Annotated in this window: 1 protein-coding gene; it reads left to right on the top strand. The window is 68.6% G+C overall.

Annotation, left to right across the window (positions count from 1 at the left end):
• On the top strand, window positions 1-223 hold a 223-nt coding region (locus E4K09_RS26795; RefSeq protein ID WP_280177500.1), incomplete at both ends, for a transaldolase family protein.

The raw sequence follows: 223 nt of genomic DNA, 5'->3' as shown, positions 1-223 counted from the left end.
GGTGTCCTCCATCTGCGACCGGCTGGCCGTCGCCTTCGGGGCGGAGCTCGCCGGCATCGTTCCGGGCCGCGTCTCCACTGAGGTGGACGCCGACCTGTCCTTCGACACGCAAGCGACCGTGAACAAGGCCCGCTCGATCATCAAGGCCTATGAGGAGCGCGGCATCGGGCGCGACCGCATCCTGATCAAGATCGCCTCCACGTGGGAAGGCATCCGCGCGGCG

The sequence above is a fragment of the Microvirga pakistanensis genome (assembly GCF_004458765.1).
GTDB classification, from domain to species: Bacteria; Pseudomonadota; Alphaproteobacteria; order Rhizobiales; family Beijerinckiaceae; genus Microvirga; species Microvirga pakistanensis.
This window is presented reverse-complemented; position numbering and strand designations above follow the sequence as displayed.